This is a genomic window from Mucilaginibacter sp. OAE612, from assembly GCF_041806395.1.
GTDB classification, from domain to species: Bacteria; Bacteroidota; Bacteroidia; order Sphingobacteriales; family Sphingobacteriaceae; genus Mucilaginibacter; species Mucilaginibacter rubeus.
Map to the genome: position 1 here is coordinate 4,201,775 of NZ_JBGMUW010000001.1, position 22,088 is coordinate 4,223,862.

At 42.6% G+C, this 22,088-nt stretch carries 23 protein-coding genes; 11 read left to right on the forward strand and 12 right to left on the reverse strand.

The features are described from left to right. The first annotated feature begins 23 nt into the window (after nt 1-23). Nucleotides 24-1,208: a DUF3738 domain-containing protein gene (locus ABID99_RS17550; protein WP_373614571.1), complete on the forward strand. Its 1,185-nt coding sequence runs from the start codon at nt 24-26 to the stop codon at nt 1,206-1,208. A 475-nt stretch (nt 1,209-1,683) separates the two neighbouring features. On the opposite strand, the gene ABID99_RS17555 is transcribed toward ABID99_RS17550, so the two are convergent. From ABID99_RS17555 to ABID99_RS17565, 3 genes are all read right to left on the reverse strand, one after another. Next, complete coding sequence (locus ABID99_RS17555) at nt 1,684-2,079, reverse strand: hypothetical protein (protein ID WP_373614572.1); 396 nt, start codon at nt 2,077-2,079, stop codon at nt 1,684-1,686. Nucleotides 2,080-2,110: 31 nt separating this feature from the next. Then, complete coding sequence (locus tag ABID99_RS17560) at nt 2,111-2,605, reverse strand: hypothetical protein (RefSeq protein WP_373614573.1); 495 nt, start codon at nt 2,603-2,605, stop codon at nt 2,111-2,113. 131 nt (nt 2,606-2,736) lie between these two features. Further along, nucleotides 2,737-3,501: a hypothetical protein gene (locus ABID99_RS17565; protein WP_373614574.1), complete on the reverse strand. Its 765-nt coding sequence runs from the start codon at nt 3,499-3,501 to the stop codon at nt 2,737-2,739. A 75-nt stretch (nt 3,502-3,576) separates the two neighbouring features. Between ABID99_RS17565 and ABID99_RS17570 the strand changes: the two genes are divergently transcribed. Then, the gene (locus ABID99_RS17570; protein ID WP_373614575.1) at nt 3,577-4,215 is read left to right on the forward strand and encodes a hypothetical protein; all 639 of its coding nucleotides are present in this window, start codon (nt 3,577-3,579) and stop codon (nt 4,213-4,215) included. Then, nucleotides 4,212-5,066 carry a nucleotidyl transferase AbiEii/AbiGii toxin family protein gene (locus ABID99_RS17575; RefSeq protein WP_373614576.1) on the forward strand — a complete coding sequence of 285 codons (855 nt, stop codon included), beginning with the start codon at nt 4,212-4,214 and terminating at the stop codon, nt 5,064-5,066. Before ABID99_RS17570 ends, ABID99_RS17575 begins: the two co-directional genes overlap by 4 nt. 411 nt (nt 5,067-5,477) lie before the next feature. On the opposite strand, the gene ABID99_RS17580 is transcribed toward ABID99_RS17575, so the two are convergent. Beyond that, entirely contained in the window at nt 5,478-7,022 is a 1,545-nt protein-coding gene (locus tag ABID99_RS17580; RefSeq protein ID WP_373614577.1) for an IS630 family transposase, read from the reverse strand. Nucleotides 7,023-7,236: 214 nt separating this feature from the next. Here ABID99_RS17580 and ABID99_RS17585 point away from each other — a divergent pair, with 214 nt between their 5' ends. Together ABID99_RS17585 and ABID99_RS17590 are read left to right on the forward strand one after the other, a co-directional pair. Beyond that, complete coding sequence (locus tag ABID99_RS17585; RefSeq protein ID WP_373614578.1) at nt 7,237-7,833, forward strand: hypothetical protein; 597 nt, start codon at nt 7,237-7,239, stop codon at nt 7,831-7,833. A 124-nt stretch (nt 7,834-7,957) separates the two neighbouring features. Continuing rightward, complete coding sequence (locus ABID99_RS17590; protein ID WP_373614579.1) at nt 7,958-8,635, forward strand: SGNH/GDSL hydrolase family protein; 678 nt, start codon at nt 7,958-7,960, stop codon at nt 8,633-8,635. A 72-nt stretch (nt 8,636-8,707) separates the two neighbouring features. Here ABID99_RS17590 and ABID99_RS17595 read toward each other — a convergent pair whose 3' ends face one another. From ABID99_RS17595 to ABID99_RS17615, 5 genes are all read right to left on the reverse strand, one after another. Beyond that, nucleotides 8,708-9,133 (reverse strand): hypothetical protein, encoded by a 426-nt coding sequence (locus tag ABID99_RS17595; RefSeq protein ID WP_373614580.1) that lies wholly within the window; start codon nt 9,131-9,133, stop codon nt 8,708-8,710. A 928-nt stretch (nt 9,134-10,061) separates the two neighbouring features. Further along, entirely contained in the window at nt 10,062-10,691 is a 630-nt protein-coding gene (locus ABID99_RS17600) for a DUF2306 domain-containing protein (protein WP_373614581.1), read from the reverse strand. A gap of 124 nt (nt 10,692-10,815) precedes the next feature. Then, nucleotides 10,816-11,886 carry a helix-turn-helix domain-containing protein gene (locus ABID99_RS17605; RefSeq protein WP_373614582.1) on the reverse strand — a complete coding sequence of 357 codons (1,071 nt, stop codon included), beginning with the start codon at nt 11,884-11,886 and terminating at the stop codon, nt 10,816-10,818. Nucleotides 11,887-12,107: 221 nt separating this feature from the next. Further along, entirely contained in the window at nt 12,108-12,827 is a 720-nt protein-coding gene (locus ABID99_RS17610) for a LytR/AlgR family response regulator transcription factor (protein ID WP_373614583.1), read from the reverse strand. Further along, entirely contained in the window at nt 12,812-13,813 is a 1,002-nt protein-coding gene (locus ABID99_RS17615; RefSeq protein WP_373614584.1) for a sensor histidine kinase, read from the reverse strand. Before ABID99_RS17615 ends, ABID99_RS17610 begins: the two co-directional genes overlap by 16 nt. A 110-nt stretch (nt 13,814-13,923) precedes the next feature. Here ABID99_RS17615 and ABID99_RS17620 point away from each other — a divergent pair, with 110 nt between their 5' ends. Continuing rightward, nucleotides 13,924-15,165, forward strand: coding sequence for a hypothetical protein (locus tag ABID99_RS17620; protein WP_373614585.1), 1,242 nt, complete (start codon nt 13,924-13,926; stop codon nt 15,163-15,165). A gap of 101 nt (nt 15,166-15,266) precedes the next feature. On the opposite strand, the gene ABID99_RS17625 is transcribed toward ABID99_RS17620, so the two are convergent. Beyond that, entirely contained in the window at nt 15,267-15,896 is a 630-nt protein-coding gene (locus ABID99_RS17625; RefSeq protein ID WP_176628148.1) for a response regulator transcription factor, read from the reverse strand. Then, a complete protein-coding gene (locus ABID99_RS17630) occupies nt 15,889-17,892 on the reverse strand; it encodes a sensor histidine kinase (RefSeq protein ID WP_373614586.1) in 2,004 nt (667 codons plus the stop codon). The genes ABID99_RS17625 and ABID99_RS17630 overlap by 8 nt, the downstream gene beginning before the upstream one ends. Before the next feature lie 198 nt (nt 17,893-18,090). Between ABID99_RS17630 and ABID99_RS17635 the strand changes: the two genes are divergently transcribed. The 5 genes from ABID99_RS17635 (at nt 18,091) to ABID99_RS17655 (ending at nt 20,924) form a co-directional block, all read left to right on the forward strand. Beyond that, nucleotides 18,091-18,567 carry a hypothetical protein gene (locus ABID99_RS17635; protein ID WP_373614587.1) on the forward strand — a complete coding sequence of 159 codons (477 nt, stop codon included), beginning with the start codon at nt 18,091-18,093 and terminating at the stop codon, nt 18,565-18,567. A 57-nt stretch (nt 18,568-18,624) separates the two neighbouring features. After that, complete coding sequence (locus ABID99_RS17640) at nt 18,625-19,074, forward strand: hypothetical protein (protein WP_373614588.1); 450 nt, start codon at nt 18,625-18,627, stop codon at nt 19,072-19,074. A 91-nt stretch (nt 19,075-19,165) separates the two neighbouring features. Further along, nucleotides 19,166-19,702, forward strand: a complete 537-nt coding sequence (locus ABID99_RS17645) for a hypothetical protein (RefSeq protein ID WP_373614589.1) — start codon at nt 19,166-19,168, stop codon at nt 19,700-19,702. A 31-nt stretch (nt 19,703-19,733) separates the two neighbouring features. Beyond that, nucleotides 19,734-20,387, forward strand: a complete 654-nt coding sequence (locus ABID99_RS17650; RefSeq protein ID WP_373614590.1) for a hypothetical protein — start codon at nt 19,734-19,736, stop codon at nt 20,385-20,387. A 9-nt stretch (nt 20,388-20,396) separates the two neighbouring features. Continuing rightward, on the forward strand, nt 20,397-20,924 hold the full coding sequence (locus tag ABID99_RS17655) for an SDR family oxidoreductase (RefSeq protein ID WP_373615913.1): 528 nt from the start codon (nt 20,397-20,399) through the stop codon (nt 20,922-20,924). Between the two features lie 245 nt (nt 20,925-21,169). Here ABID99_RS17655 and ABID99_RS17660 read toward each other — a convergent pair whose 3' ends face one another. Then, nucleotides 21,170-22,063 (reverse strand): alpha/beta hydrolase, encoded by an 894-nt coding sequence (locus tag ABID99_RS17660; RefSeq protein WP_373614591.1) that lies wholly within the window; start codon nt 22,061-22,063, stop codon nt 21,170-21,172. Between the last annotated feature and the right edge of the window lie 25 nt (nt 22,064-22,088).

The window sequence follows — 22,088 nt, forward strand, 5'->3', positions numbered from 1 at the left end:
TCCTTTGGAGAAACAAAATACTTATGAAAAAAATGGTCTTAACGTTAATCCTTTTGATCAATTGCACCTTGATCATCGCTAAAAATATCGGACCAACTTCAAATCTGAAATTTAAAACTATTCTGAATGCGCCTGTTCGCCGTATTGGGCTTAGTCAGCTAAAAGGGAAAATTGTGATTATTGAGTTTTGGGCAACATGGTGCGCCCCTTGTATCGATGCTATGTCCCATTTAAAACAGCTGCAAAAAAAGTATCCGCACAAGTTACAGATAATCGCAGTGACCGACGAAACGGTAAGTCGGACGATGCAATACTTAAGATTCCAGCCTTCCAATTTATGGTTTGCCATAGATACTGATCGCGCGATAGCAAATATATTTCCTCATCGCATCATACCGCACACGGTACTCATCGGGAGGGACGGAAAGTTAATTGCCAATACCAGTCCTGAACTGATATCCGGACGAATCATAGATAGTTTATGGAACAAAAGGCATGTGCATATCCCTCAAAAAAAAGACAATCTGAGTGGACCGGAAGAATTGGTTAAACAATACTTCTTCGCACAAGATACGGTTAAAAACAGGTTTATAATGCAAACTGAAATCAAGGGGGCCTTAACAGTAAGTACCACTCACTTTTCTGATAGTATCTTTAATGGAAGAAGGTTATTTTGTGTCAACTTATCAATACAAACATTATATAATATTGCTTTTGGCGGCTTTTCCAGTAACCGGATAATCGATTGTAGTAAGAAATCAATTAATGAACCAAGCTATTGTCTTGACCTCATTGTTGAGAATAAAGCGGATCTTTTACCTACCTTACAAAAGGAGCTTTTAAATCGCTTCGACCTAAAAGCGAAAATAGAATCCAAACTCAAGGACGTTTACGTTCTTACGGTAACAGATTTAGGAAAATTAAGGAGAATACCGCTCAATACTTCGAACATCAGAACCTATAATTCGAGCCACGGAAAGATTGATCAACAGGCAATTACCATGGATGAATTTGCCGATTACCTTGAAAATTATGGTGTTAGAAATCTATCTGTAGTGAATGAAACCAACCAGCATGACAAATTTGATATTAAATTTTCCTTTCAGCCAGAAGATCCAGCAAGTTTAACCCGAGTATTAGACAATCTCGGGCTTGGACTAAAGAAAGAGCAACGAGAAATTAATTTCCTGTTGCTGTATAATCCATAAAATGCAATTTAGCTATTTAGCCAGCCAAATGCTTCAAATTACCAAAAATGAAGTGCGAGAAGTTTTTATTGTGATAGTTCCCGAAAGTACTGCTACAGAAGCTACCAAAAGCAACAGTGGCGGCCAAGATTGGCACAAAAAATATATGTGGATTTTTTGCTTCTTGGAGAAAAGCAGAATATTGCGTTAATGGCACTACAAAATGCTAAACATATAATTTTATCAGATTGTAATTAATAAATGATAATCTAAAAACGAACTTTATACTTTGTTAAAACATACAAAAAAGGTAAAAACATAATCCAAAATTCCGTTGATTCTTCAACAGCAAGATGTCTTTTTGTAACACCAAAAGTATCTTGCCCCTTCCCCAAACCGGGCTCGAACCACTTTTATTTACTGTCAACCCCCAAGCCGTCAGTAACCGGTAAATTCTTCGTTATGGTAGTTGCTTTTCCTTGCAAGGAAATCTGCCTCAACAACATGGTAAAATTATCCAACGTATAAAAATTTCCATCCGGTCAATGAAGTATGGGTCTATTTTGTTATTTTCGAACTGGTTAAGAATGGTTATACTAAGCTTAGTGCCCTTAGATTGAAGTAATGATTTTACCTTGTCCAATACATGAATAAAATCACTCTTGTCCGTTTGGTCAATTATGCATTGGTCTAAGGGAATAGAAACCATACCTGAATAACCACCGGATCTGTTCCCATCACAACTCCCATAAATTTTCTTAAGGTTTGCTGAAAATGTATTGACACCAATATTTTCAAAAGTTTCGCAAATGTATTGGCTTAAAACTTCTATAAACCCCTCGGGTATCCAAAATCCCTTTCCCTTGTAAATAATATTTGATTCCTCTGCCATATTAGTTAACCATTATAGATTGTTTAGCATGTTAAACCTCAGGCACTCCGTCTGGGTTATTAAACCCTGAATAATAAATAGAAGTCAGTGACGGTTGCAAAGTACCGTCTATCATTTGCTCGATAATGTTTAAGGTCGTTATCAGACTCTGGGTTTTTATTGGAATAGTCCACAATGATTTAAATTCCGGATAAGTTTTTAAATCTTCAAATTGATTTAAAATATTTACACTGATGGCTTCTCCGTAGGCGGATACCAAACTTCTGGCATCTTGGAATATTTCAAATAGCGCATCCTTTTCCGCTAGACCGGTTATTGAATCATCAAATAATATATTAACCATCCCTGCGCTTTCGCCATTTCTGTTGTAATAGCAATCGTCATAAATTCCTTTCAAATTTGGCGGAAAGGTATCTAAACCTTTAATTTCAAAAGCTTTGCAGATAAAGTAGCTTAATACTTGGACAAAATCCTGATCTATCCAAATACCTTTTTCATTGTATTTCAGTATTGTTTCTCGTGCCATAATATTTTTAGTTTATAATTTCAAAATGTTCAGGAATAACCCATTGTTTATATGGGTATGTCGGGTCATAAATTCTGTCCAACACGATTTTTCTCAATTCATCATTGTAATTTTTAAAATCGAGGATAAATTTATCCAACGGTGGCCGCCCTAATTGAGGTGTTGCTATTTTTTGCAAAATGGACATCAACTGCTTCATTCAGTTCTTTTAAAGACCTATTATATTTAAATTTCCACCTATCTGATTCAAAAGCAGATGCGGGTGTTCCGAAAGCGTCGAAGCTTTTGCCGGCAAGCGGCCCCGTAGTGGCAATTGCGTCACCCGCTTCTCCTTTAGTAGTCGGCCTAAATCCAGCTTTGTATTTTACTTCCATCTCTGCTAAGGTTTGCAATTCATATATCTTATATCCAAAGTTTTTGTCTCCATCAACCCAGTCCTTCCAACCTTGTACTATAGTATCAATTTTCTCATTGTACCAGTTCTTGAAATAGTTGTACTCATCAGCCCTCGCGATTGCTTTCTCTGCGTCGCTTAGCTGGCTCCAGTAAGAGACATATTCCTGATTATTTAGCTTTAATTTCAGGATGAACTCCAGAGATATATCTCCAAAATCATCCGTAAATCTAAGGCGATGTGCAAGCGACGGATTTGATATTTCGAGTTTTAGATCAGCATCATCGTAAAACTTTAACGCAGCCTTCGCTCGTCCGATCCCCCGTAGCATCAACTCATTTCCCCGGTATTTCTCCAGGGCTTTTTCAAATCTTAACATTCCTTCCTTCAGCACTTTCAGGTCGTTCTCCGTCATATTTGCAATCAGTTCTGAATCGACTAAAGCCTGCCTGGCAGTGTAAAAGTCAAATTGGCCGACAAGGCTCAATAAGTAGTGGTTCATCCACATTAACACTACTTGTAAAATTATCAATAAAAAAACGGAATAAATCCGATTATTTATTCATAATTTCACATTATGAAATTTCAGGAACAGTTGGAAATGTACGCAGAGGAACCCCTTACCCGACAGCTGATGCTCGCCTTACTAAAGGATTACAAACGGCCTAATGACAAGATCGGTGAATTGCTGAAGAGCGAAGAACTGACCAGCGTGAAGAATGGCCTGTACATCCCGGGCCGGAAGAGCAGGATTGCCAAGCCGGAACCCCTACTGATCGCCAATCATCTCTGGGGGCCCAGCTACGTTTCATTTGAAACCGCACTGTCTTATTGGGGCTTCATACCGGAAAAGGTTTACGAGATCAGCTCCGTCACCACGAAGCTATCCAAGAAGTACCGCACGAAGGCTGGGAGGTTCACTTACCGGCATGCAGGTCTGCCATACTACACTTTTGGGATCAAGAATGTAAGCTTATCGGAAAAGCAGGTAGTGTTGATCGCTTCACCGGAAAAGGCAATCTGCGATAAGATCGTGATGACACCAGGCATCCAGCTCCGCAGCCCGGCGCAGGCGATTTCCTTTTTGACCGAAGACCTGCGTATCGATGAGGATCGCCTGAGGGGGTTGAATAACCAAATGCTGGCATCCTGGATTGCCGATGCGCCCAAGCGAAACAGTTTAAAGATGTTAACAAAGGCATTAAGTACTCTATGATAGCAGATTGGTTGAAAACATATAACGCGCAGAATCAGCAGGAGGCATTTGACGCCATGCGCGAGATCATGCAGGAGATCGCATTAGCCGGGCTCAGCCGCGCAGGTTTTTTTGAAAAAGCCGCTTTCTACGGCGGCACGGCACTCCGCATCTTCTACGGGCTTAACCGTTACTCGGAAGACCTGGACTTTTCGCTTCTGGCTGCCGATCCTGAATTTTCACTGGAGCCTTATTTCGATGCCATTAAGGCAGAGTTCGAGGCGCTCGGCATACAGGTTAGTATTAATGAAAAGAGTAAGGCGAAGCGGTCCAACGTCGAATCGGCTTTTTTAAAATCTGATACCATTTGGAAAGAGCTTGTCCTCGAAGGTGTGGTACCGCAGACCGGCCTGAAGATGATGCCGGACCTGAAGATAAAGATCGAGGTGGATACCGAGCCTCCGCTCGGCTTTCAGACGGAAGAAAAGCTGCTGACCCGCCCGTTTTCCTTTTATGCGAAGACCTTTACCTTGCCGAGCCTTTTTGCAGGAAAGATGCATGCGCTGTTGTTCCGCAAATGGCAGAACCGGGTCAAAGGCAGGGATTGGTACGACCTGGAATGGTATATCCGTAAAGGTGTAAAACTTGACCTGGGGCACTTCCTTTTGCGAGCGAAAGACAGCGGTAACTGGACAGAAGAAACGATCACCAAAGAACAGTTTCTGCAACGCTTACGGGACAGGATCAACAGCGTGGATTTCGATAGCATAAAGGATGATGTGGTACGCTTCATTGCAGATGACAGCGTTTTAGAAATCTGGGGGCCGAAATACTTCAGCGACCTCATCGCGAATTTGAAGTTTGAAGAATGATGTAGAGGTTGTCTCATAAGCCGGCTTTTTATATTTTAAGGCGGATTTTATGTAACTTAAAGACATGGAAGGTAAGGTGATCTTTAAGGAATATGGTCCGAACCGATTGACGTTTTTACCGTACAAACTGGAAGAATCAGTACCAGCAGGCGGATATTCCGGAACCGTTGACCAATTCATTCCGAAAAATAAGACAGGGCATTCCGTTACACGCTGACTATGCTATCTTCTTCCCTTAGATTGCTAAATTAGAAATCCATTAACACAACTCGTTGCTCTAAAAAGCGCGGAACAATATGGTCAAGCCTGCCGTAATATCCAACTAAGGCACTGCCAGTAGTGTTTATCGCTGGTAAGTTAAATCGGAGGAGGTAGCGCAGGTGCGGCAAAATTACAATTTCCACAGGCTTATTACTTTTGATCAGCACCGCGCATCGCTCTTCTGTCCCGGCACTTCTGCGTCTCACAAAACCTGGGCGCTACGGGCTCTTTACCCCATATTTTATTACCCGCACGTTTCGGGTGGTTTTTAAAATACTCATTTCGTTCCATAAAATGCCTGTCAATGGCGGCCTTGCAATCTTCAAGACCCTCATAGTTACTGTTGTGTATAACAGCTCTTGCGAGGCCGCCAAAAACAGATTCAATCACGTTCAGGAACTGGGCACTGGAGGGTAAGGGCATCGGCACCACCAGCGGACGACTTTGGTTATTATGTTCTTTGATAAACCCGAGCAGGATATTTGACCGGTGCCAACTTACGTTATCCCAACAAAGAAAAATACGCCTTTGATCCGAATATTTAGATATCAGCATCTCGACGAGCTTCATGGTTTCGAAGGTATTTTTCCTGGTGGAATAAAAATGGGTTACCTGATTAGTAGATAACTCGAGTGCGGCGGTGCATATCACCACGCCCTTGTGCTTCTGCTTATCCGGTATTTGATAGTCTTCGTTCTTTTTCTTTAGCATTCGGCCACCTTTGATTTTAACGCCAACAGGGCCATATTCATCGATAGAGAAGAACTTTTCATCTTTCTTCAAACGCCTCAGGACGTTTTGCAATCTGTTGATTTTTTCGCGGAACTTAGGGTCTTGACTAGTGAGCATGTCCCGCGACTTTTTAAAACGGTACCCGTTTTGTTTGAGCGTATAAGATATTTGACCCCAGGAGATTTTCTCAGCATATACCTTTTCGTAGGTCTCTGCCAAAGCAGTTATAGTCCAGCTGGTACGGTTCAACCCGTGCATTTTCGGAGATTCATGAAGCAATTTGATGACCTTGCCGGCACGCGCGTTCATCCGCTTGATTACGGTAGGAAAGATTTTGTGCTTAGGCAACGCAAATGCACTTAAACCTTTCTCTTCGTAGGTACTGATCCAGCTTTTTATCGTTTGAAATGTTGCCTCTGTTTTATCAGTGATATCCTTGTAACAGGAAGTTTCCAGCGCCATGAGCAGCGTAGTAGCGATTTGCCAATTCCTTCGAATTGCCGAACGCTTCCATTTTTTCAAAACCTTCAGGTCTTTCTCCGGTAAAGATTGAATTATCTTAGGTTTTCCCGGCACATCGTTTTCTTTAATCCATATGTAAAATAATTCAGTGAACGGTAAATAGGCGTAGCCTTCAGGGTATAACTTTCGGTATTTCCTCCAAACGGGTTTTGCTTTCACTCCAGGTACCTCGTCGGCTAATAGACGTGGTAAAACTCTGAGAAATTGAACATACAATGGAGTCATTCTATGCTGCTTAGCTTCTTCAGGCATAAAAAACTTCATATTTTTTAGTTTTTCCGGGTAAGCTGCTTTGATGCGCTTAAACTCAGTCATGTATCTCCAGGAAGTAACCGTCGAAATGCCCAGTTTTTTTGCGATCCGGTAGCCTGTTTCATCGCCTCGTATGAACTGCCGCCGCATAATGTCAATTTGCTTTTGAGGAATCTGGTGCCGTCTCATGGCCGTTAGCCGTTGATTATATGAATTTGAACCAAACGGCTAAACAATTGTTTCACCAAAGCTGGCTTACCCGGCATTGTAACCATCAGTCGCCGATTCATCTGCTATTTTATAATGGTAGTTTTAATTAAGAAAATCATATCCGAAGTCAGCGAAATTTATCAAAACGCCGAAACGTTTCATTCGCTCATCTGTAATAAACATATAAATTAACATGGCAGAAAACACAACCCTAATTGTCAGCGCATTCTCAGGTCTTGCAGGCGCTTTAATAACACAAGCTTTAACTGGCTTATTTGCTTACGTTGGTGATAAAAGAAAGGCTGATATTGAAATTAAGAAAGATTACAGGGCAAAAAAGGTCGAGATAGCGGAGCATTATTATTATGTGACTGGCGAAACGATGTCTATCCTAAAAAAAAGCGTTCAACTATGGAAGGGTAGAAATCTACAACGAAGCGAGGCAAGTTATAAATCGATGACAGAAAGTTTAGCGGAAGCTGATGCCCGGCTAAAACAAATGAATGTCGCTAACTGGAGGCATAACCTTATCGGGCTTTACTTCGATGTCACTTTATCCTATGATGAACTGATTGCCGCCAATAATAAATCACATGAGCTGTATTTGAAGATATTGGATATCGGGAGTAAATTACGGGCCGCAGATAGCGAAGAAGACAGCGAGCGGTATCTTGGTCAATACAGCGTAGGCATATTTGATTTGTGCAATCAGTATGATGAAATATACGATATCCTGGCAAGCGATATGGACAAAGTAAAAACAGCGTTGCATCAAAGCTTTCAGGTATAAGTACAGGAGGTATCTTTCAAATGCCCGCGTTAACGAAGACAGCGTCGAACGTCTTAAATATAATAGCGATTAGATGCATAAAAATGTAATAAATTATATCTTCGTTTATAATAATATACCATTAATGTTTAATAATCGATTCAAACGAGGCCTGGCGACAGTTTCTTTATCACTCAATATCATATTTGTATTATTTTTTATTGGCAAACGGTTTTATTACAGTCATCAATCGCTTTTTCATCACGTTATAACCAAAGATGAACGTTGGGCTGATTTTCTGAAGTCAAAAGCGGGTACAGGAGAAATTATATTTTTAGGCACGAGCATTACGGAAGACTTTAATGTTAAATATGAGTTCAGTAATCCACTTGTTAAAAACATGGGCTTTGCCGGGAGTATATCTGAAAACGGCATCCAGGCGATAAACAAACTGATATACCGTAAACCTAAAAAGCTATTTATTGAGTTTGGTGTAAATGACTTTAAATACGGTATAAGTATGGATACGGTAAAAGCCCACCTGGTTTCAATGCTAGATCTGATAAAGGATAAATCTCCCAATACGGGTGTTTATGTACAGTCTGTTTTGCCAACTAATATTGACAGTTTGAATAATAAAATCGTCAGGTACAATAAAGAAGCGAAAAATATCTGTTTAATGAGAGCTGTAACTTTTATCGACCTTTATTCCGAATTTTTAAGAGGTAACAAGATAGATCCTGATTTAACAATTGACGGCACTCATTTATCAGACGCCGGGTATTTCAATTGGCGGCGGCTTATAAATAAATATGTTAATTAGTTAATTATCAATCTAAAGAATCTTAGAGTTATTTCCATTTATCGGCGGGACAACAAAATGCTTTTTAATAAATCATGGTTTAGAAACCTTATCAACAATGAATAAAGGTTGGATGCCACTGAAATAGCCTTCGAAAATAATACATCTAAATTTGAGTATTATGTTCTCGTCCGGTTTCATCAATGAAATGCCGTTTTTTCCAAGACTTTTCAGGTATGCCGCGACCAAATATTCTTTACCGCAATTGACCGGTTGAATAACAATACCAGTATTATAGTCTTTGATGTCCGTGTTTGTCTTCTTTGCGAGCTTCATCAAATCCCCATAGATATTAACCTTACTCAGCTCGGTCAGCTTACCTAAAACAGTCACGGTATCAGAGCCATTTTTATACTGCGGATTTTTTAGGAAATCGCACCCCTCATTAAATGCTCTTTGCTGTCCAAATAGATTTATTGAACAAAAAGCACGTTCGATTATCAAAATTATCTTTTTCATACTTTTTATTTATGAATACTTTTCCTGACTGAGTTACTCTATAAGCAGCCCATGCGGGTCATTTCCATAAGTCGTTTGACTTCTTCCCCGAAATAACACCAGTGGTCGCGTTACAATATAATTTGTTTTCTGAACTGGTTCCTGCAGACAGGCGGCTTGTCTGGTTATCGATAAACCGGATAAAATTTCCGTTTGAATCATTGCCGGTCCGACCAACACTATAAAATGGTCGGTTATATTGTCAATATTCGGATTTGTTACGGAATTATAGGCATCCCCCCCCTGCTATAACAGGAACTCCGTTCGCTAAAGCGCCAGGCGTATAAGTCAAAGCCTGTTTGGTTCTGCTTACAAAACCTACGTTTAGAAAGGGGATGGCAGAAAACACGCTGTTATTTCCTTTTTATCCTTAGTCCTGCTGCCAGACCGGCTACACATCTCACCAGATCGGCTACATCCGAAATCAGCGGATTCCGGAAATTTGCCTTAATGGATACAAAGATCATGAAAAAAGGGATTGAAGGAAAAGTATTCGTTATTACCGGTGCCAGCAGCGGGATCGGCCGGCTCTGGTCCCCTTGGCATATCAAGCTGGACGTTCGGTCATACTTGACCATGCTGTTCCGTGCGAATTAGGTCAATGAGTTGTCTGGTTGAATAATAGTTTCAAAAATTTTAAATCAGCTATTTAACAATAGCAAAGTGTAACAGAACACACTGCACTCTTTTTCCAGAACGCGGTGATCACGAAGAAATTAATGAAAAACGGCATCCTGATCAAGTTGAAAGAAACAAAAAAATAGGGGCGCATCGTTCTCCATGGCTTTACAAATTTGACAAAGAACGCTATCACGATTATTTAAGTACAGGCGTGGATTTGATATTTTGATCGATTATATTGGACATTCTGGAGGCAAGATGTAATGATTTAAGATTTAGCGATAAGAATATTGTTGAACGCTGCTCTTTTTACAATTAAATAAGCAACAAACAGATTGGGAATCCAGGATAACCAGGCCACAATAATATAGCATGTGCCATAGTCACCAATAATGATAATTAAAACAGGTAACCAAATCCTCAGTGTTACAGCTGCAAAACAGGCTGCATAGCTATAGATCATCATATTTTGATGTCTTAAAAACTGTTTATTTCTAACTGCTAAATAAGCCATCAAGGTAGTATAGAACCAAATTACAGCCAGGCAGCTGAAGCCAAGTGAAGCCCACAGCCCCTGGTCTGCAAACAGGGCAATATAAAAGCCCGAAAAGGAACTTAGTAAAACCGACACAACATATATTTTGCCGATGAATTGATGAACATAAGGCTTATGGAGTCTGAGCTTCTTATTGAACTGGATCCATCCGATAAGTAATGCCACTCCGCCCAAAACAATATGTGTATAAAAGGAAAGCTTCCAGGTTTCACTATTTAAGAGCCAGTCCGGTTTGCCATTTAATATCCCAATTTTCCCCGCATTTAAAAGATATTTAAGCGGATATAGCCCAATAAGGACAGACAATACAGCAAACGGAATCCAAAAGATCTTTTTTTTCATTTCAATTAATCTATTTAAACCAGACAGGCAACTCATAACATAAGCCTGACCAACATTATGCACAAAGATGTGTCTTGTTGGCATTTAAATAGTTCCACTTTGTAAGGTGGCACTTATTTGCTGTTTAAATTGTGACTTGGAGCCGAATTTTATGTTGTTTTAAATACGCTGTTGGCGATAATCCTGTGATCTTTTTGAAATTTCTGTTGAAGGAAGTTTTCGAGTTAAAACCAACTTCATAAGCTAGTGACAGCATGGTGAACTTTTGATTCTCAGGAAAAAGCATGATTGTTTTAAACTCATTTATTCTTAGCGCGTTGATATAATCGTAAAAATTCTTGTGCTCCAGAGTATTGATAACCTGGGATAAGCTATTTGGATGCACGCACAACTGTTTAGCGAGTTCGTTCAAACTTAACTCCGGATCTCTAAAGAGTTTTTTTTGCTCCATTAGTTTTAAAAGCTCAGCATGTATCTCTGACAAAAGCACTTCTCCGATGGCTGATTTCTGATATTTGACCGGGAATGCGATCTCTTCATGAGGGAGTGGCTGCTCATCTATTTTATTGGTAAAGATGCCCACCTGTTTCACACCAAAATAGCCAATGTACAGGATAAATAAATCGACACAGGTAAAAGTAGTCCTATCGTTGCCAAAAAGAACAGACAGCCAGATCAGGCCCATACCAATCATTGGCTTGCTTAACCAATTTAAATTGATTTTCTCTACAGCGGAAAGCTGATTTGAAATGATTTTGCGATGTTCTTTTAACAACAATAACGAAAGCACGATATATACAACTCCCGAAGGTATTACGGCAAAATGGATGATTTTTAATATGGTTGTATAACCGGCGCCCTGATTTTCATAAACGAGAATTTTTTCAGCTATAGGTAACAGGAAGAATTTTAATAATACCACGTATACTAATAATGTTGGGATAAAATGAAGACCGAACTTTAGATTAGTGATTTTCTTTCCCGTTAGAAGGGAGGTATACAGATATAAAAAAGGGCCGTGAATAAACGGAAAAGCAATTTCAACACCCAATAAATAAGGAAATTCGATGAACTTTCCTGTGGCTAACAGATAATAAGTGACCAGGTGCAATGAAATTAATAGCAGCCAGAAAGCCAGTAGCAAATCTGCTCCAGATTTACCTTTTTTGGTAAAAAGAAGGATGGAAAGAAACAAGGAAATAATTATTCCGGTGATATGCAACATGCGGTAACAGGTAATTATTCTTCAAATATAAACGATAAACAAATGTAGATGCATGAATTCAGCGGTTAGCTACTGTTTCCAAACTCATGCTTTGGTCTGGAAAAACAAATAGCGTTTATCATGTTTATGAGCTTTGTTGAGAGGTATGCAGATCAATAAGAGCATCAATAAGTGGCTGCCCTGATCGCTAATCAGCGCTTTGACCTGATGACGTTTTTTTTAAGAATAAGCAACTGCACGAGTTTGCGCTGCGAACGGCTGAGTGGCAGGCGATGTTCGCCGATTAAGACTTCTGCCCGGCCCACATTATCAATATGACTGACCGCCGCTAAGAAAGACCGGTGGGTCAGGACAAAAGCGCCGGCCGGTAGTTGAGCTTCCAAACCCTTTAAGCTGGAATAGACCGTGTACTTTTGATCCCCTAAAACTATATGCACATAGTTGGCCATCGCCTCTATAAACAGGATATCGGCAATGCGGATCTTTTGCAGGCGCTGATCATATCTGATATATAAATAGCCAGGCTGTTGTTTTAATAAATTCACATGACCCTGGCCGCTGACATTGGCCAGAGCCCGTTCACAGGCCATGGTGAAACGCTCGAAAGTCACCGGCTTCAATAAATAATCCGTAACTGCCAGTTCGAAACCTTCTATCGCGTATTCGGGAAAAGCCGTGACCAGGATGACTTGCTGTACGATCTCCTGACTTTTTAGAAATTCAATTCCGCTCGTTTGCGGCATCTGGATATCCAAAAAGATCAGGTCGACCGGCGTACTATGCAAAATACCGTTTGCTACCACCGTATTACGTGCCACCCCCGCCAATTGCAGGAAGGGCAGGCGGCTGACGTAGGCTTCCAGTTGCTGCCGCGCCAGCGGTTCATCATCAACGATCAGGACTTTAAGCATAGCGATAATTTTACCTCGTAAACATTATTCTCTTGCCTGATCTGCAATTGCTGGCGGCCGCCATAGATCAGCGACAGGCGCTTACGTACATTGCCCAGGCCAATTCCCTTGCCTGTAACACCGGCTTCGTAGCTATTCCGGCAATTGAAATCGAGTTGACCTTCATTAATCCGAATTTGGACATCAATAAAGTTTTTTGTCAAATTATCGGAAACGTGCTTGAATGCATTTTCTACAAAGGTGATCAGCAAAAGCGGCGCGATTCCCTGACTTGTTATATCGCCGGCTACGGCGTAAGTGACCGCGCAATTATCCATCCGCATCTTTTGCAAAGCGATATAATCGGCTAAATAAGCCAGTTCCTTATTTAAAGAGGCCAGGTCCTGCCCCGAATCATACAACTGGTACCGCAGCATATCGGCTAGTGCCGACAACGTCTGCTTCGGATCACCTGTTCCAAGTTCCAGTTGGCTGTATAGGCTATTGAGTGAATTAAACAGAAAATGCGGGTTTAGCTGGTTTTTCAGATAGGTCAATTCCGCCGCGCTGCGTTCTTTTTCCAGCGCCGCTAAACTGCGCCGCAACTCGAAACGGTCCAGCGCCAGTTTAACGAATATACCAGCCAGTACACCTAAAAACGCCATGAACAACCGGTTATACTGCATATCCTTGTATGTCCAGCTAAAATCAAAATGGATGGGCACGATCATGTTTTGCAACAGCAACCCCATGATCCACGCAGCCAGGGCCGCCAAAACCAACACCAGCAAAACCGACAATATGATCAACCTGCCCAGACTCTTTCGCCGAAAATAATCGGGCATCAAATAAGTATACATCGCATAAAAGGTCAGCAGTATAAGCCCGGTATCCAGGGCCGAAAAATACAGCCGGTTCCATTCGTTATTGACATAAAAATACAAAAGCCGGTCCCAGATCAAAAAGAACACCAGCCAAAAGCCCGCATGCACCCCAAATTTACGCATAGTCTAAAGTACGCATCATCAGCCAAAGGCGTCTTACCGCTCGTATAAAATTTAGCACCATTGGTATAATAACGTGGCACCCGCTCATAACAAGCCATTATTTTGGTGCCATGAAAAAGCTATTGATCTGTTTACTGTTTTTCGCCGGTACCGCTGTTGCACAGGTGCCTTTGGCTGCATCCTATTTCAAGGAAGTGGCCGCCGCCGCTCAAAAACAACAGTTATGGAAAGTACCGCTCTACGGCCCGATGCTCTTTGTCGATCAGCAAAGCCGGCTCACTTACGCCAATATGCCCGACAGCGCTGGAATACTGAAATCAGATAGCGGGATTTATGTCGGTTCGCTGCCAAAAGATGTGATGGTCGCCAATACGTCCATTCAGTGGGGCGGCCGCAGCTGGTCGGTGCTATTATGGCCTTTGCCGGAAGGCCGCAATGAACGGGTTAACCTGCTGTTACATGAATCTTTTCACCGCATCCAGGAACAGATCGGTTTCCCCGCTAAAAGCCCGACCGCCGATCATTTAAGCACTATGGAGGGACGCATATATTTCTTTTTGGAGCTGCAAGCACTTAAAACGGCGCTGCAGAAACCGGTCAATCGCAGGCAAACAGACCTGGCTAATGCTTTAGCTTTCCGTCAAAACCGGGAACGATTGTTTCCCAAAGCGTTTGCCAATGAACGTATGCTGGAAATGAACGAAGGGCTGGCCGAATACACAGGCGCATCGCTTGGCCGCAGCGATCTGCGACCGCATTTGTATGCACAGATCGATACGGCCGCTAACCGAAAGTCGCTGATCCGTTCCTTTGCCTATCTAACCGGGCCAATCTATGGCCTGCTCTTACAGGAAAAAGCGAGGCACTGGACACAGCAGATCGACTCCAATGCTGATTTCCCGGACCTCATCAGCCGCTATTACCAGGTCAAAGCCAGCAACGCGCCGGACGAATCGATCTATAATGGGACGGTCATCCGATCATCCGAACAACACAAAGAAACCATTCGTCTGGAAACTGTGGCCGCCTATACCGAAACTTTTACGCAAAGGCCGGTGCTGCGCATTACATTGGTCAAAATGAGCGTGATCTTCAACCCCAACACACTTTTCGACCTCGGCACTTACGGTACCATCTACCCAACGGGTGAAGTTAAAGATAACTGGGGACACCTCAAAGTAAATAAAGGCGGAATGTTGCTCAAAGATTGGCACATCGTAAGCGTATCAGTAAGCGGCCAGCTGGATCTGGCCGCCCGGAGCTTAGAGGGTGACGGTTGGGTGCTGGATCTGGCGGACGGCTGGCACCTTGTCAAAAACGACGACTTGCATTACACGCTTAGTTCAAATTGACAAACCGCAAGCTGTTGGGTAGACGTAACGCCCGGCTGCGCGCGATTTGATTGTTTTTCCTGTCATAAAAGAACCGGGTATGATATCAGTAGCCGGGTAATCTACAGTATTTGCTGTTGTGTAGCAGCCATGATCAGTTCAGCAACATTTTTCACACCAAATTTCTGGATCAGGTTTTTACGGTGCGTATCTATGGTCAGCGGGCTCAGAAATAATTCCTGGCCGATCACCTGACTGGTCTTACCTGCTGCGATTAAGGCCAGTATCTCCTTTTCCCGGCGTGTAAGACGGGGCATGCCCTGTATTTGATTTTTAGAAGGCCTGCTGATAATTTCCATGACCTCTTTAGTGTAGCAGATATTACCCTTAAGCCCTTCTGAGATGCAATGCCGCAATTCATCAATGGAACTATTTTTAAGCAGATAGCCGCTTGCTCCGTTTTGAATCGTTTGCATTATAATACTCCTTTCGGTATGATTGCTCAAGATGAGGACGACAGTTGCTACAGATACTTCTTTTATTCGTTGACACAGCTCAATGCCATTGATATCGGGCAACGTAATATCAAGTAGAATAAGGTCAACCCGGTTGATGTTTAGGTAAGACAGAATAGCCGAGCCGCTGCAGAAACCGCCAACAAGTTGCAGGTTTTCCTCATGCTGAAGCAGAACCTTTAATCCTTCGATCACAATAGGATGATCATCAACTATAGCGGTCAGTAGTTTAGCCATCGACGTTTGTATTAAGCTCTATATTAATGGTAGTTCCCTCGCCAATCACAGATTTTAGCTCAAACCTGCCATTTAAGAAAGTGATCCGGTTTTTAAGGTTATCTAAACCCATACCCTTCTTATTTTCCAGCATAGCCGTATCGAATCCGCAGCCATCATCTTCAAAGGTGACAAAAAAAACGCCATCATTCTGGCTGCACTGCAACATGATATTTGATGCCCCGGCATGTTTAACAGCATTGGAGATCAGTTCCTGAATGATGCGATAAATATTCAGCTGAATACTCAAAGCGATATTTTTTTGGATATGAAAAGTCTGAAAATCAATGTGTAACTCATCGCGCATATAAAACTCACACAAGTCTTTCAATGCCACTTCCAGCCCAAACTTCAGAAGCGTTTCCGGTAACAAATTACGGGCGATACGCCTCAGCTCCGAAACCGAAGAGTCCAGTTGGCCAATAATGTGGTTCAGGTCTTTGTCCTCGGATAGGTCCGAGTTATTGTTTGACCAACCCGATAAACCTATTTTTACACCCGCCAGCATTCCGCCCAGTCCGTCATGAAGGTCGCGGGCAACGCGTTCCCGTTCATGCTCTTCGCCATCCAGCATGGCCTTGGTTACTTTAAGCTGTTGCTTTTGCTCCAGTTCATGGAGTTGCTGCTGGTAGTTGATCTCTTTTTGAGCCGCAAGTTTCCGGTTGTTTTTCGCATTCAGGATCACCAGTCCAAGCGTAATGAGCAGCGATAAACAACCGATGGCCAGCAGCCAGTTGTATAAATGCTCATTCCTGGCTTTCAATGCTGCTTGTTTGTTTTGCGCCTGTAAAGCAGCAATTTTCTGATGGTTTTCCGCAGTGCGGTATTTGGTCTCCAGTTCATTGATCTTTAGCGCGGTCTGGTCCTTGTGGATACTATCTGTTAATACCTGATACTTATTCATCCAGAAGTAAGCGGCTTTGTAGTCATTCAGGTTTTTGCTGGTTTTTGACAATTCTGCGTAAATCGTCGCCTTATCATTAGCGGTTGCCATAAGCGTGCCATCCTTCGCAATATCCAGTAAAATTTGTCTGGCTTTGGCATACGCTTTCTGCTGTCCGTAGACTTCATATTTTCTGAACAGGAACTGCTGATGCAATTGTTTCTGATTGTATTTTTTTGCAAGAACAATTCCCTTATCAGCGCTCACCAGCGACTGTTCAAAAGATTTAACAGTAAAATAGTATAAAGCTTCGTTATAATAATACAGCGGATAGTTTACGGATTCGGGATAGGCACTTATTATCGCTTTAGCTTTTGCTAACAAAGCCTTTGCCTTTGCTGGTTTGCCGTCATAGCAATAGATACTTACACCACTCAGATAAGCAAACAAAAGATTGGTTGAGCGCGGGCTTTCGGTCTGCAACAGCTCAATTGCCTTTTGATTATAGGTCGCCGCCTTGGCGAACTGGTAATTGTTCATCAATACGGTAGAGAGCTGCGTGTAGAAATGCGCCAGCATTACTTTTTCACCAGCTTTTTCCGCTTCCGGCAGAACTTTTTCAAGTATAATGCGGGTAATAAACTCGTATCCTTTAGTTTCCCTGTTCATTATAGCGTAATTGAACCATGCAGCTGCACGCCTGCCGTGTGCTTTCGGGGTGTTAAACGCCGAAAAGGCCTCTTCCGCTTTTTTAAAGGCAGCAGCAGCTTTAGCCGCGTTCCAGTTAAAATAATACTGCCCTTCATAAAAATGCGCCAATGCTTTAAAATAGGGATATTTCGCTGCAAGTTGTTTGCCGCGCATTAAATACGTTTTACTTTTCACGGTATCCCTGAATTTCCAGTATTCCACCAATTGGAAATTAGCATTGGCCTTTGCACTATCCGGTCCATTTGACCGCAGGACTTTTTCCAAACTGTCGACGTGCTGTCTTTCATTTAGAGGGATCTGTTGCTGTGCTAAAGCGTAGACGGTTATCAGCAGGCAGACTGGGATCAGATAAATCTTCTTCATTTCAATCACCGGCAGGTCAACAGATATGGCCTGCCGGTTTTAAATATGCAGCTAAAAATTCAGAACCTGCTAAAAGTTACGGCCGCTGTTGATAAAATACCTAAAAATCAGGAGAAAAAAAACCACCAATTAGGGGATTTTAAGTACTAAGGCCAACGAATAGCTTTGCGGTCTATCTATTATCTTAATCAAATAACTATGAAAAAAGCCATTTTTAAAAATTTAATTGCCTTTACTATTTGTGCCGTTTTGTTTGCAGGTTTCTCATCATGCAGCAAAAAAAGCAGCGGCGATCCTACACCCTCAGACGGGCGTAATGCCAAGTTTACGGTTACCGTGACCGGCGCACCGTCATCCGCTTATATCTCCTTTGTAATGGTAGGTTTAACCAACGACCCGAAAGAAGGTACTGTTTGGAAAGTAAACGGTGTGGTACAAAACAGCGAGAATTCAGTTAGCCTCGGTAAAAATAACTTTAGCGGAACTACTAAAACTTATGTCATTGAATCTATTAAGCCATTAAGTGCGATCAGTGTAGGAGTGCAGTGTTTAAACGTGGAAAACTCGCCTTACAAAATTAGTTACAAAGCAGAAATAAACGGTGAGGTTAAAAACGATGAAAAAGATTTTACGGTTACCCAAAGCACAGATTTTACCCACGATTATACCTATTAAAAAGGTGAATACCATACAATGGTTTAATAGCTAACATCTACACTAAAATAAACAACGATGAAAAAGATCATGATCATTTGTTCGGCGCTGCTGTTATTCAGCTTCACAACAACCAGGGCACAAGCAGTTTTGGATAAAATCGACAGGGCAAACGACAAAGCCGGCCGTGCGGGTCATACCGCAGACAAAACAAAAAGTACCGGCGACAAAATCCTGGGTTTTTTTGGAAAAAAGAAGAACGGCTCTTCATCAGAAACAAAAACTACAGTGAAAATTAGCGGCGTTGACTTTGCAACCTTACGGAACATTAATGATAAACTGCAGGCAGCGAAAGGGATTGAAAGCACCAAGATGAAATACGGCGCATCGGGGTCTTCGATTACGCTTCAGCATTCAGGTTCTACATCAGACATTCTTAAAACCCTCCAAAAAGCTTCTCCGGAAGCGTTTGCGGAAAAAAATATTGAGGGCATGGATGACGGTGAGATATCCATTAAACTGAAATAACCATCACCGGACCAGGGATTATACCGGACTTGCTGTTTGCTGAACCTGATCATCTTCATCGAACAGCTTATTTAAATCAAATTAACACCATATGAAAAATACAATAAGGAAGGCTCAACTTTCCTGCCTCATGGCGCTGGTCATAATGGGTCTGTCTGCCTGCAAAAAGAACGGTGGTGCAGTAGCGGGAGACGGCGAAAAATATCTTACCTGTAAGATCAACGGCAAGTTGCACGAGTTTAATTACAGTGTGAATGCCAATGATAAACCTGCTACGGACACCGTACATTTTGTAGTAATTGGCGGATGGGAAAAGCAGGACATGGTTACCGGATTTGGCATAGACATGCACCTGAAGGAAGGTGCGAAGGAGACTACCTACACTGCCAACGATGCAAGCGACCTGTTACTTGCCGGTAAATACTACATCCAGAATATGAAGGATGGTAAAATCGTGGGTACTACTATCTATAATGGCGGGGACCTTGATGGAAGCAGCTTTACCTTAACCATAACCAGTTTCACGAAATGGGGTGTTAAAGGAACCTTCTCAGGAAAGCTAAAACTGCTCGGTGGCGAAGAATATCTTACGGTTACAGAAGGTAAATTCTCAGCACCCTATAATTGATTTTTTACTTGATCTTTCATGTATCTCATCTATGAAAAAATATTTTTTAATCACGGGACTGGTTATTGTTTTTAGCAGCCTTGCAGTATTTCGGGCGGCGGCGCAAAATATCGATTTTAGCGAAGATTTCTCTAAGTACCAAATCGGCGCTACCCCGCGCAGTATTAAAACAAATGGCGCGGCCACGATTGCCCGGCCCACCGGCCAGGAAGGTAAATGGCTGTCACTTCAGGATAACATCACCTATAAGCTTAACCGGCCTGCTTCCCTTCCCAAGAGCTTTATTTTTGAGTTTGATATACTGGCACAGGCGGAGCAAATCAAGGATATGTCGCCGATATCATTCGGTTTTGTAAAAGACAATGCCGCCCGGGAGTACATCAGCAATGGCGGGGCTTTTGTGCAACTGCATTATTATGATGCGGACGCTGTGAACATTGGTAACTACGACCTAAGCAAGGAGGCAAATACGAAGTTTGATCTTTCTGCGACGGCTAATCGTCCACTGCATGTCAAGCTGGTAGTAAGCGGCACTCAAATGGCCGTATATTTGGATAACACCAAGTTGTCAGATACTGTGCTGTTTCAACCCGGATCAGCCAGGTATTTTTATATCAGCGGCCCTAATCAATCTGAAAACGGTGCAAAATTATTTATCAGCAATCTAAAAATTGCCGGTTCGTGATCGATTTCAATACAGCGAGAAGGTAACCGTTTAGCTTTTAAACAGAAGACGAAAATGGGTTCAGTTGCTGATACCGGTGAGGCTGATTTTAACGCCTACATCGACCTCAACATAAAGAGTGTTTATTTCACAGTGCATAAAGCGCTGCCACACATGAACGATGGTGCTTCGATCATATTGGTCGGTTCAATAGCAGGGCACCGGGCCTTCCCCGGCGTGCCAGTTTATGGTGCATCGAAAGCCGCCGTGATTTCCTTCGCGAGAGGATTTTCGTTAGATCTGCTGGACAGGAAGATCCGGGTTAATACCTTGTCACCAGGTACGATTGATACACCTGTGTTCGACAAGTTCTTTCCGGAAGAACAGGTTAATGCCGTTAAAAAAATCTGGACTGACCTTATTCCTGCAGGACGTATCGGGCAACCATCAGATTTAGGTAATGCCGCAGTGTTTCTTGCTTCGGACGATTCCACATTTGTAGTTGGCACCGAACTCATTTCAGATGGTGGTGTGACTAACATAACTATGTTTGGTTAAGATCGAACGCCTTAATGTGCAGCAAGCCGGGCATTCCGGCTTGCTGCTTTTTGCCGTTAACATGCCTGTTCATCCATCAGGTAAACGCTGCACAATCGAATTAAACAGCTTTTCTTTAACCTGCCGGCCGTTTTACAGGTCATAAAATTACGCCTTATGAGCAAGGGTCGTGCCTCATGCCAATACCTTGCACTCAATAAATTTCCGGGTTATCTGATGCAATTGGTCAGGGCTTGCATTTCGTTCTAGCTTATCCAATCCCTTACAGTGAGCACGGCTTCGGCAAATCCGGTTGGCTCTTCCTGCGGAAAATTATGGCCGCAGGCAAATGAACGGTGCTCGTATTGTCCTGAAAAATACTTCGCGTGATCTGCGGTTCCTCCAGGCTTCAGCGGGTCGGAATGGCCGTCGAGCGTTATTGAAGGAATACTGATCGAAGGCTTTCCGGCGAGAATTATTTCCAGCGATTCAAATTGCGGATCACCCTTTTCCGAACCGTGCATGTGTCTGTAACTATGTAGCACGACATCCACAAAATCAGGATTATCGAACGAAGCAGCAGACCGCTCGAATATATCCTCATCAAAGGCCCATTCCGGAGACCATTCCTGCCATAAGATACGGCATAAAGCGTGACGGTCTTGGTTCAGACATTCGCGCCCACGCTCACTTTGGAAGAGGTGCTGATACCAGCATATTCGTTCCAGGGACGCGGGAAAGGGATGCTGCTGTTCGACGATATCAATAATGTCATAACCTGCGTAGGAAACAAGGCCACCGATATGATCCGGCCATAATGCGGCGGCAACGCAGGACGCATTGCCGCCCCAGTCATAACCTCCTATGATGGGCTTTGTTAACCCCAGTACCTCAATCAGCCTGATCAGATCGCTGCCTCTTGCAGCCTGCTGACCGCTGCGAATTATTTCTGCTGAAATAAAGCTTGTCTGGCCAAATCCGCGAATATACGGCAGGATTACCCTGGCGCCATTGTTCACAAGAATGGCAGCTACCTCGTCAAATGCGTGAACGTCGTAGGGAAACCCGTGGGTCAGGACGACCGGCCAGCCCTGTGCAGAACCAAACTCCAAATAGGCAATTTTAAGCGCCGGAGTAACCGCATATTTTATTTCAGGCATTGTAATTTGTAAATGATATTAACAA